Below are 11,029 nucleotides of genomic sequence, written 5' to 3'. Positions count from 1 at the left end.
GCTTACCGATCCTTCGGGTCGAGCGCGTCGCGCAAACCGTCGCCAACAAAGTTGATGCAATACAGCGTCACAGACAACAGCGCCGCCGGGAACAGGAGAATCCACGGCGACGTTTCCATCACGCCCACGCCGTCCTGAATGAGCACGCCCCAGCTTGTCATGGGCTCCTGCACGCCTAGTCCGAGGAACGACAGTACGGACTCCGTGAGAATCACGCCGGGCACGGTAACGGTTGTGTAGATGGCCACGATGCCAAGCAGATTCGGCACGATATGGCGCAGTATGATGCCGCTCGTCGATACGCCGATTGCACGCGCCGCCTCGACGTATTCCTTCGACCGGATCGCAAGCGTCTGGCCACGCACCACGCGCGCCATGTCCATCCACGAGAACACGGTAATGGTCAGCACCACGAGATAAAACTCGCGTCCAAGCAACGTCACCATCAGGATCGCAATCAGCAGATAGGGAATCGCATACATCATGTCGACAATGCGCATCATCGCGTTGTCCACGCGGCCGCCGACAAAGCCCGCTATCGCGCCCCATACAATGCCGAGCGTTACCGACGTCAAGGTCGCGAGCGCGCCGATCATCAGCGATACCCGGCCGCCCACCAGACAGCGCACGAGCAGGTCGCGGCCGGTTTCATCGGTGCCGAACAAGTGCCAGTTGGCAAACGTTGGCGTGGAACTCATCATGTTCCAGTCGGTGGAATCGAAGGCGTTGGGCAGCAGCATCGGGCCGATGATGCAGGCAAGCGTCACCAGAACCAGGATCACGAGACTCGCGACCGCCGCCTTGTTGCGCTTGAAGCGCAGGCGCGCATCCTGCCATGGGCTTCGGCCTTCGACTGGCACGGCCAGCACGCTTTCGAGTGCGGGGACGAGCGAACCTTCTTTCATTGCAGACTTCATGCGCATTGGCTAACCGATCAGTAGCGGATTTTCGGATCGAGCCACGCATACGCGAGATCGACCAGCAGATTGAGCAGGACCGCGACCACGGTCACCAGCACGACCAGTCCAAGCACCAGCGTGTAATCGCGATTGGCCGCGCCGTTCACGATCAGCTTGCCGATACCCGGCAGCGAGAATACCGACTCCGTGACGACCGCCGCGGTGATCGATCCAATCGCGAGCGGCCCGATCACGGACACCACCGGAATCAGCGTCGGACGCAACGCATGCCTCAGCACGACCGTCCAGCGCGACAGGCCTTTCGCATAGGCCGTGCGAATGTAGTTGGTGTTCATCACTTCAATCAGACTGCCGCGCGTCACACGTCCGACCGTCGCCACGTTGATGATGGTCAGGAGTGCAACAGGCAGCACCATGTAGCGCACGTGAAAGCCGTTCCAGCCACCCGCGGGCAGCCACTTGAGCAGGATCGCGAAGACGAGAATGAGCACAGGCCCGATCACGAACGACGGAAACGCACTACCCGCATTGCCAATAAGCATCAGCAAATAATCCGCTGGACTATTCCTGTACAGCGCCGCGAACAGGCCGAGTATCACGCCGAGCACAATGGCGAGCAGCATGGACACGCCGCCAATGGTCAGCGACACCGGCAACGCGCGCAACACGAGATCGTTCACGCTCCAGTCGGCGTATCTGAACGATGCACCCAGGTCTCCATGCAGGAGACTGTTGAGATACAGCAGATACTGTTTCCACAGCGGCTCGCCGAGGTGGTATTTCGCCTGCAGGTTCGCGAGCACTTCGGCCGAAACCTTACGCTCGCCGTCGAACGGACCGCCCGGCGTTGCGTGCAGCAACAAATAGCAGACCGTGACGACAATCAGCAACGTCGGCACAGTCAGCAATACACGCCTCAACGTATAGGACCACATGGAACTTCTCTCCTGGCGGCGTCGTGATCAAAGTGCGTCACGCACGCCGCCGCTTGGCTGTTACGGGATCGGGTGCGAAGCTTGAGCGCCTCGCTCAGTGCTTCACGATATACATGTCCTTGCTGCGGTATCGGTCCATCGGGTTCTTCAACGAATACCCGCCCACGTAGCTCTTCACGAGCCGGACTGTCGTGTATTGCAAGAGCGGCAGCATGGGATAGTCGTCCATCACGAGCTTCGCCGCTTGCGTCTGCAACTGGGTGCGCCTGAGCTGGTCCGTCGTCGAGTTCGCTTCCTTCACGAGCGCGTCGGCCTTCGGGTTGCAATTGAAATTGTCGTTCTGGTCCGAACCGCATGCGACAAGCGTCAGGAACGTGGTTGCGTCGTTATAGTCCGCGACCCAGCCGTTGCGCGCGATCTGATAGTCGCCCGCGTGGCGTTTTTTCAGCAGCACCTTGAACTCCATGGTGTCGATCTGCGTGTCCAGGCCAAGCTTCGTTTTCCACTCAGAGGCCGCGAAAATAGCCATTTTCTTGTGGTAATCGCTTGAATTCATCGCAAAATGGATCGTCGTGCCGGGCTTCACGCCCGCTTGCGCGAGCAGTTTCTTCGCTTCTTCAACACGTTTGGCCATGGGCCATGTGGACCATTCGTACGCCGTGACATCGGCGCCCTTCACGCCCTTCACAATCACGCCATACGCCGGGATCTGTCCGTCGGCCGTGACGCGCTGGGCGAGGATGTCGCGGTCGAGCACCATGGACAGCGCCTGACGCACGCGCACATCCTTTAACAGCGGGTCCTTGTTGTTGAACGAGTAATAACGCAGCCCGAGCATCGGCGCGAGCCTGATGTCGCTTGCGAACTCCTGTTTGTATTTCGCGTAGGTTCCGGACGGCAACTGATTGACCCAATCGTTATCGCCTGACTGGAACAACTTGATGTCCGTGGTTTCGCTTTCCACCGGCAGATACGTCACTTGCGACAACTGCACGTTGGCTGCGTCCCAGTAGTTGGGGTTGCGCACGAGCACGAGCTTGCTGTTCACCTGCCAGTCCTTCAGCATGAATGCGCCGTTGCTGACCAGCTTGCCGGGCTTCGTCCAGTCCTTGCCGAATTTATCCACGGCGGTCTTGTTCACCGGCCCCAGGTTCGTGTTCGACATCACTTCGGGAATGAACGACACGGGATACGGCGTCCTGACTTCAACGGTATAAGCATCGATAGCGCGAACACCCAGCGTATCGAGCGGCTTCTTGCCCGCCACAATGTCAGCGCCGTTGAGCAGGAAGACGCCAAACGTATTGGCATAAGGCGACGCGATCTTCGGGTCGACAAGACGCTGGCATCCATAGACAAAGTCATTGGCTACCACAGGCTCGCCGTTCGACCACCTGGCGTTCTTTCGCAGATGGAAAATCCATGTGGTCGCATCTTTCTGTTCCCATTTCTCCGCCACGCCCGGAACGACTTCGCCGTCAACATTGGTCGCGGTGAGCCCTTCAAAAAGATCGCGCGTCACGTTGTTCGACGGCACGCTTTCGGCCATGTTCGGGTCGAGCGTCTCGACCTCGGACGCGTTGTTGCGAACCAGTTCCTGTTTCGCGGCGAGCTGCACGCCAGCCGGGACGTTAGCCGCGTGCGCTGCCGGCATGGTGCTGGCGGCGATTACGCAGACGCTCGCGGCCAAAATCGAAAACCATCCGGCGCCTTTGCCACCCTCGCGGGTCATGCGGCGATCGACAGCATCGCCCGGACGAAAAAAAGCGTCAACGCCTGCGCTGCGGGCAACGGGTCCTGCGAACAACATCATGGAGATCCTTTTGTTTATGTCTACAACGGGCGCAACAGGCCAAACACGCACCGGACGAAATCAGCCTTTTACCTTATTTGGCGAGGCATTTTGTGCAGTTGTGTGTCAGCGCGGCTCGGCTTTGCGGACCGCGTAAAGGATGCTGACGACGGCGGACCTGACATCCCGCTTTCGATGCACGCCTCGCGCATTGGCTGCTGCGTCTATCTCCATGCTGCAGCGCCGGCAATGATTTAAACGGCGTTATCGATGGATATTAATTCACTGCAAATTCCAATTCGCCGGGAGTATTTCAGAGCAATAAAGTGGAATCCACTCACATGTACTTATAGGCCATGTTTTTTATGTATGCGTTCGCGGCCTGCCGTGCATAACTTTTGTGTTTATGCGCAGACCTTTTTCTCCGGTCGGCAAGCACGCCCCGATCGCGCTAACATCGCGTCCTCACGTTGCTCCAGCAGGTTCATTACGATGATTCGTTTTCGCCAGATAGAAGCATTCCGCTCGTTGATCATGACCGGCACGAGCGTGGGCGCGGCGCGTGCCTTGCACGTGACGCAGCCCGCCATCAGCCGGCTTATCGCGGATTTAGAGGCAGACCTCGGTTTCAGCCTGTTTAGCCGCGTCGGCGGCCGACTTAATCCGACTAATGCAGGATTGCGCTTTTTTAAATCGGTCGAAGAGAATTTCCTGGGGCTGGAACGCCTCAAGCAGGTAGCGGAACTGATCCGCGACGAAGCGTCCGAAGGATTGACCGTCGCGTGCCTGCCGGTCCTGGCCAGCACCTTGCTGCCCCCCATCCTCGCCGACTTTGTCGAGCGCCATCCGGGCGTGCCGATCCGCGTGGACTCGGTAAAGGTGCCCGAAGTGCTGACCATCCTGCAGAATCACAAGGCCGACGTTGCGATCAGCCAGGCCTTCGCCCCCGTCGCGGGTATTGAAGTGGAGAAATTGCTGAGCGCGCGTGGGCAGTGCGCGATGCCAGCGTCGCATCGGCTGGCCAAGAAAAAAGTCGTGCGTACGCAGGACTTGCGTGGCGAACGCATCATTGGATGGCTGCCGAATTCACGCCAGCCGTATGCCGCCGAGCAGTCGTTATTCGCGGCCGGCGAAGATCGCGCGAACTACACGGTAATGACCGACACCGCGCACACGCGATACGCCATGGTCGCGGGCGGTCTTGGTGTTTCCATCGTGGAACCGTTCGCCGCGAAGGTATGGCGCATGCACGGCGTGATCGTGCGGCCGTTCGAAGCGGCAATTGAATATGAGTATGTGCTGTCGTATCCCAGCAGCGGAATCCGTTCGGATCTGGTCGCCTCATTCCGCGAATCGGTATTGCGCGTAGTGGCCACGTATTCATTCGATGAAGCGCCAATGCCTGTCGACGCATAAACGCACCGGATTCGCCCGCCTTTCGAAACAAATCCGCCTCGTGGTATAAGCCGGGATGCGCTTTTCCGCGAAGCAATCCCGGAAAACGACGAATACCCCATTCAAGAGGAGGAGAAAGATGGCAATGAAGATGTCCATGAATTCACTGCATCGCGCGCGTTCGCTCGCGCTTGGAAGCGTTGTGGCGGCGGTGTTTGCGGTATCGGTGGGATTTGTCGAAAGCACGCCGGCCTATGCCAAGGTTGCGCCGCAACCGGCTGTATTGACGGCGTCGGCGGTGGCCGTAGCGGATAAATTCGCCGCCGATACCGCCGAGCAGATCTTCAAGCAAGGCGGTAACGCAGTCGATGCAGCCGTGGCCATCGCCTTCACGCTGGCCGTGACGTACCCCGAAGCGGGCAACCTGGGCGGCGGCGGTTTCATGACGCTCTACGTGGATCATCGCCCGTACTTCCTTGACTACCGCGAACGCGCGCCGATCGCGGCCACGAAGAACATGTATCTGGACGACAAGGGTGAAGTCATCAAGGGCATGAGCCTTTATGGACATCGCGCGGTCGGCGTGCCGGGCACAGTCTCGGGCATGTGGGAAGCGCAGAAGCGCTTTGGCAAGCTGAAGTGGAAGCAAGTGGTCGCGCCCGCGATCAAGTACGCGCAGGACGGCTTTGAAGTCAGCGACCAGTTGCAGGAACGCAAGGATGCGGCGTCCAAGGAATTTGCAGGCAAGACCAACTTCGACAGTTACTTCGGAACCCTGAACAAAGGCATCAACTTCAAGCAGCCGGAACTGGCCGCCACGTTGCAGCGCATTGCGGACAAGGGCGCTAAAGGCTTCTATGAAGGCAAGACCGCCGACTTGATCGCGGATTCCATGCGCGGCCACGGCCTCATCACCGAACAGGACCTGAAGGAGTACAAGGCGGTCTGGCGCACGCCAGTGCTCGCAAGCTGGAATGGCTACCGGATCATCACCGCGCCGCCGCCGAGCTCGGGTGGTATCGGTCTCGTCCAGTTGTTGAAGATGAAAGCCGATCTCAAGGACAAGTACGCGAATGTCCCGCTCAATTCGGCGCAATACATTCACTTGACGGCCGAGATCGAAAAGCGCGTGTTCGCGGATCGCGCGCAGTACCTGGGCGATCCTGATTTCTACAAGGTGCCTATAGCGCAGCTCATCAACGACGACTACATCCTGAAGCGCGCGTCCGAAGTGAATCCCGATACGCCCTCCGACACGAAGAGCGTCGTTCCGGGTCTTGGCACGACCATGCCCGAGAAGGCCGAGACAACGCACTTTTCTGTCGTGGACAAATGGGGTAACGCGGTATCGAATACGTACACCATCAACGGGTATTTTGGATCGGGCGTGGTTGCGGACGGTACGGGCGTGGTGCTGAACGACGAGATGGACGACTTCTCTTCGAAGCCGGGTGTGGCGAACATGTTCGGCGTGGTCGGCAGCGACGCCAACGCGATCGAACCGCGCAAGCGCCCGCTCTCCTCCATGTCGCCGACCATTCTGACCAAGGACGACCAGGTCGCGATGGTGATAGGCACGCCGGGCGGCTCGCGCATTTTCACGTCGATCTTCCAGGTGATCAACAACGTCTACGACTTCTCGATGCCGCTGCCCGAAGCCGTGGCCGCAATGCGCTGGCATCACCAGTTGCTGCCGCCGAACACGATCTTCTGGGAGCCGTACAAGCCTATTGACGGCGATCTGGCGAAGGAGCTCGAAGCGAAGGGGTATACGCTTCAGAAGCAGGGTTTCAACGGCGATATCCAGGCAATCAAGATCAACGATAAAACGCCCGAACCCGTGGCAGACCCTCGCGGTCGCGGCGTCACGCGCGTGATTCAATAAGCATCGCAAGACGCTTGACCCATGCAAAAGGCCAGGTCTTCGGACCTGGCCTTTTGCGTTTCAGCCCACGATAAAACCAGTCGAAAAGCCTCTGGAATCAAGCTTATAAGGATCGCGGCATGACTGGAATCCCATTTTTGAGATAGGACGCGGCGTTATGTTCGCCTAGTCTCTGTGCTGGCCCGGTCCAGCGCGTTGCGTCTGGCCGCCACTAAAAAATATTACTTTTCGAGACGACCCTGAAGACGGTGCGCCGGTTTGCTCCAGCCCGTTTCAGCATGCTGATAAAGGAGAACAGCTCATGATGGAACCCCACGCCCAGCCGCTTCGCGGTATCGATATTCAAAAGGACGAATCCCCGTCCGTTCAAGGCGGCGCGATCGACCGCTACTTCCAGATCAGCGCACGCGGCAGCACCCAGCGCCGCGAGGTGATAGCCGGCGTCACCACTTTTCTCGCGATGGTCTATTCCGTATTCGTCGTGCCCGCCATGCTTGGAAAAGCCGGGTTCGATACCCGCGCCGTCTTTGTCGCTGTCTGCCTGACGACTGCGTTCGGCTCGCTGTTGATGGGCGTCTGGGCGCGTTTGCCCATCGCGATTGGCTGCGCCATTTCGCTGACCGCCTTCACTGCATTCGGGCTCGTGCTGGGAAAAGGGCTTTCGCCGTCCGTGGCGTTGGGCGCCGTGTTCCTGATGGGCGTCACTTTCACGGCGATTTCCGTGACCGGCGTGCGCTCCTGGATCTTGCGCAATTTGCCCGCAGGCGTCGCCCACGGAACGGGGATCGGGATTGGCTTGTTTTTGCTGTTGATTGCATCGAACGATGTGGGGCTGATCGTGAAAAATCCGGGCGCGGGCATGCCCGTTTCACTCGGCCATATCACTGCGTTTCCCGTACTGATGTCCGTTTTCGGACTCGCGGCAATCATCGGGCTGGAGCGCCGTCGCGTGCCGGGTGGAATCCTGCTGGTCGTGATCGGCTTATCGGCAATTGGTCTTGCTTTCGACCCTGCCGTGCGCTATACGGGCGTCTTCGCGCTGCCTTCGCTGAGCGCGCCGGGACACGCTTCGCTGATAGGCGCAATGGACATTCGCGGCGCGTTGTCGCTGGCCGTTCTGCCTAGCGTGCTTGCACTTGTGATGACTGCCGTATTCGATGCGACCGGCACGATTCGCGCCGTTGCGGGCCAGGCAGGTCAGATCGATGAAAACGGCCGCATTGTGAATGGTGGCCGCGCGCTGACGGCGGATTCGGTCAGCTCGATTGTGGCCGCGTGCCTGGGCGGCGCGCCGGCTGCGGCCTACATTGAATCGACGGTGGGCGTGGCGGCGGGCGCCAAGTCGGGCTTGGCGGCGGCGACCGTGGGCATGCTTTTTCTGGCGGTGATGTTCTTTTCACCCATCGCCGGACTCGTGCCGTCTTACGCGACGGCGCCGGCGCTGATGTATGTCGGCCTGCTGATGCTGTCCAGCGTCAGCAAGCTGCACATGGACGATCTGGTCGACGCCATGTCGGGACTGGTCTGCGCGGTGTTTATTGTGCTGTCGGCCAACATTGTCACCGGCATCATGCTCGGCTTTTGCACGCTCGTGATCGGACGCGTCATTGCCGGCGAATACCGGAAGCTCAACGTGGGGACGGTCGTGATTGCAGCCGTGCTCGCCGCGTTTTATCTCGGCGGCTGGGCGATCTGATTCGGGCGGCAGGAAAAAAACGCCCTCGTTCACGGTAATCGAGGCAGCCAACCCTCCGGTTGGATTTCGCCCTGCCTGCAAGATCACCGCATCAAAATCGGCGTGCGAGAACCATTGAACAGTTCGATCAACGCGCCGACTCAACGCATGCCGATTTACTTGCGGCGATACGCTTCAGCCATGACAGCGCAGTTTTCCAGATGCAGTTGCAATGCACGGGCAGCCTCGCGACGAACAACGGCCTTCGTCTTGCGGAACCATGAACCGAACGAAACGAGAATAGAACCTTGAGCGGCGGTTTTCATAAAGCACCTCAGCGTGATTAGGGTTTTCCCGTTAGGGAATACCCTAAATTATACGCATCTGATAGTGCAGTGCAAAAAAAATTCACAATGAGAACGTTTGGGTCGCATCGAAACAACGCCCGGCCCTTTGAGAATGATCCGCCACCTATTTCGCACGCCGCCCACGAGCAGTGACGGAACATGCTACGGCACGATCGACAAAAACAGGAACGTCGCGAAAATTACCAGATGGACAACGCCCTGCAGCACCGTCGACCGGCCTGTACCGAGCGTCAGAACGCTCACCAGCAAGGTCAGCGCAAGCAGCACGATCTCTTTCGGCCCCAACCCGAGAGAAATTGGCTGGCTGATCGCGATCGCAACAATGGCAACCGCTGGAATCGTCAGCCCGATACTCGCCAAAGCCGATCCAAGCGCAAGATTCAAGCTGGTCTGCAACCGGTTCAGCCGCGCGGCGCGCAGTGCGGCCACGCCCTCGGGCAACAGCACGAGCGCTGCAATCACCACACCAACTACGGCTTCCGGCGCACCGGCGCTGGCGACGCCCGCCTCGACCGTCGGTGACAGCAATTTGGCCAGCCCGACCACGGAAACCAGCGAGACCAGCAACAAGCCGCCCGAAGTCAGCGCTTCGGCGTTCGATGGCAGCGGTGCGTGGACATCGTCGGGACGGTTGGGATCGAGCGCGGGCACCGGCGGCAGAAAGTAATCCCGATGCCGCATTGTCTGCACAAAGACAAAAACCACGTACAGCACGAGCGACGTGATCCCGACAAATATGAGTTGCGACGTCGACAAGCCCGGCCCAATTACCGTGCTGGTGAAATTCGGCAGCACCATGGTCAACACCGACAGCGCGCAGAGAATGGCGAGCGTCGCGCTCGCGCCGCTAAGCTGGAAGTTCTGTTCGTGATGACGTAGGCCGCCCACGAGCAGGCACAGTCCGACTATGCCGTTGCACACGATCATGATCACGGCAAACACGGTATCGCGCGGGAGCGCTGCTTTTTCCGGACCGCCGGAGAGCATCACGGAGACAATCAGCGCCACCTCGATAACCGTCACCGCGATCGCCAATACCAGCGTTCCAAACGGCTCGCCGACGCGATGCGCCACAACCTCCGCGTGATGCACGGCGGCAAACACGGCCCCGGCAAGCGCAATGGCGGCGAGGCCGAATACCCAGCCGTTGGGCATGGCGATCGTGAGTCCCAAGATCACAAGTGCAGCAAATGGCGCGATGCCCGTCCAGTCCAGCTTGAATTTCATCGATGCTCCAGGGCGGTAATGCGGGTGGATGAGTGGCAGAAGCGGGGCTTCGATGCCGGAAGAGCCGTCAGGTTACAGGTTCCTCCAATCGGAAAACTGGATTTCAAAGCTCGGGAGAATGACGGCCGAGACCGTATTCCCGGACGAAAGGCTCCGCTGCCCACGAAATGACGGCAAGCCTAAAACCTTTACGCGTCAACGTGTTGACGACTGCTTGCTCACGTTGTCCACACGGCTGTCCACACATTTTGTGGACAACCATCAGCTTGGTTTTCAACTTAACGTGCAAGAGATACGAACGAGAACCCCACCTTTATCGATCACGATAAAAAAGCGCGACCCGTATGTCGGTCGCGCTTCTTGATCAGGCCCAGTTTAAACCAGGTTATTCCACGAATTCCGTGTTCAACGTGATCTTCGCGTTGCCGGCGAAAAGTTTCGATACCGGGCAACCTTCCTTGGCCGCGTTGGCGAGCTTTTCGAAGGTGGCTTTATCGGCGCCGGGAACCTTGGCCTTGACGTCCAGATGGCATGCCGTAATGGAAAAACCCTCGCCGTCCTTGTCCAGCGTCACGGTGGACTTCGTTTCAATGCTTTCCGCCGTGAGCCCGGCCTGCGTGAGTTGCAGGGACAACGCCATCGTGAAGCAGCCCGAATGCGCTGCGCCGATCAGTTCTTCCGGGTTCGTCCCCGGGCCGCCTTCGAAGCGTGCAGCAAAGCCATAGGGCGCGTCTTTCAATACGCCCGTTTGCGTCGAAATGTAACCTTTACCGTCCTTAATGCCGCCACTCCATTTTGCCGATGCTGTCTTTTGCACGAGTGTTCTCCAGTG

General features: G+C 59.2%; 9 protein-coding genes. 3 read left to right on the top strand and 6 right to left on the bottom strand.

The window, feature by feature from the left end; translation table 11 throughout:
* Positions 1-2: 2 nt before the first annotated feature.
* From ACRWA7_RS08145 to ACRWA7_RS08135, 3 genes are all read right to left on the bottom strand, one after another.
* Positions 3-905, bottom strand: coding sequence for an ABC transporter permease subunit (locus ACRWA7_RS08145; protein ID WP_438392218.1), 903 nt, complete (start codon positions 903-905; stop codon positions 3-5).
* Between the two features lie 29 nt (positions 906-934).
* Positions 935-1,855, bottom strand: a complete 921-nt coding sequence (locus ACRWA7_RS08140; RefSeq protein WP_438392217.1) for an ABC transporter permease subunit — start codon at positions 1,853-1,855, stop codon at positions 935-937.
* A 94-nt stretch (positions 1,856-1,949) separates the two neighbouring features.
* Positions 1,950-3,509 (bottom strand): ABC transporter substrate-binding protein, encoded by a 1,560-nt coding sequence (locus ACRWA7_RS08135; protein WP_438392716.1) that lies wholly within the window; start codon positions 3,507-3,509, stop codon positions 1,950-1,952.
* A gap of 630 nt (positions 3,510-4,139) precedes the next feature.
* Between ACRWA7_RS08135 and ACRWA7_RS08130 the strand changes: the two genes are divergently transcribed.
* The 3 genes from ACRWA7_RS08130 to ACRWA7_RS08120 all read left to right on the top strand — a co-directional run bounded on the left by ACRWA7_RS08130 (position 4,140) and on the right by ACRWA7_RS08120 (position 8,623).
* Positions 4,140-5,063: a LysR substrate-binding domain-containing protein gene (locus ACRWA7_RS08130; RefSeq protein WP_438392216.1), complete on the top strand. Its 924-nt coding sequence runs from the start codon at positions 4,140-4,142 to the stop codon at positions 5,061-5,063.
* Positions 5,064-5,199: 136 nt separating this feature from the next.
* Entirely contained in the window at positions 5,200-6,927 is a 1,728-nt protein-coding gene (ggt, locus tag ACRWA7_RS08125; RefSeq protein WP_438392715.1) for a gamma-glutamyltransferase, read from the top strand.
* Positions 6,928-7,228: 301 nt separating this feature from the next.
* Positions 7,229-8,623, top strand: a complete 1,395-nt coding sequence (locus ACRWA7_RS08120; protein WP_438392215.1) for an NCS2 family permease — start codon at positions 7,229-7,231, stop codon at positions 8,621-8,623.
* Between the two features lie 155 nt (positions 8,624-8,778).
* Here ACRWA7_RS08120 and ACRWA7_RS08115 read toward each other — a convergent pair whose 3' ends face one another.
* From ACRWA7_RS08115 to ACRWA7_RS08105, 3 genes are all read right to left on the bottom strand, one after another.
* On the bottom strand, positions 8,779-8,928 hold the full coding sequence (locus ACRWA7_RS08115; protein ID WP_438392214.1) for a hypothetical protein: 150 nt from the start codon (positions 8,926-8,928) through the stop codon (positions 8,779-8,781).
* A 183-nt stretch (positions 8,929-9,111) separates the two neighbouring features.
* Positions 9,112-10,197: a calcium:proton antiporter gene (locus ACRWA7_RS08110; RefSeq protein WP_438392213.1), complete on the bottom strand. Its 1,086-nt coding sequence runs from the start codon at positions 10,195-10,197 to the stop codon at positions 9,112-9,114.
* Between the two features lie 385 nt (positions 10,198-10,582).
* A complete protein-coding gene (locus ACRWA7_RS08105) occupies positions 10,583-11,014 on the bottom strand; it encodes an OsmC family protein (protein ID WP_438392212.1) in 432 nt (143 codons plus the stop codon).
* Positions 11,015-11,029: the final 15 nt, after the last annotated feature.

The organism is Caballeronia sp. DA-9, assembly GCF_051615025.1.
Classification (GTDB): domain Bacteria; phylum Pseudomonadota; class Gammaproteobacteria; order Burkholderiales; family Burkholderiaceae; genus Caballeronia; species Caballeronia sordidicola.
Note: the sequence above shows the minus strand (reverse complement) of the source record. Positions and strands in the feature narration are given on the sequence as shown.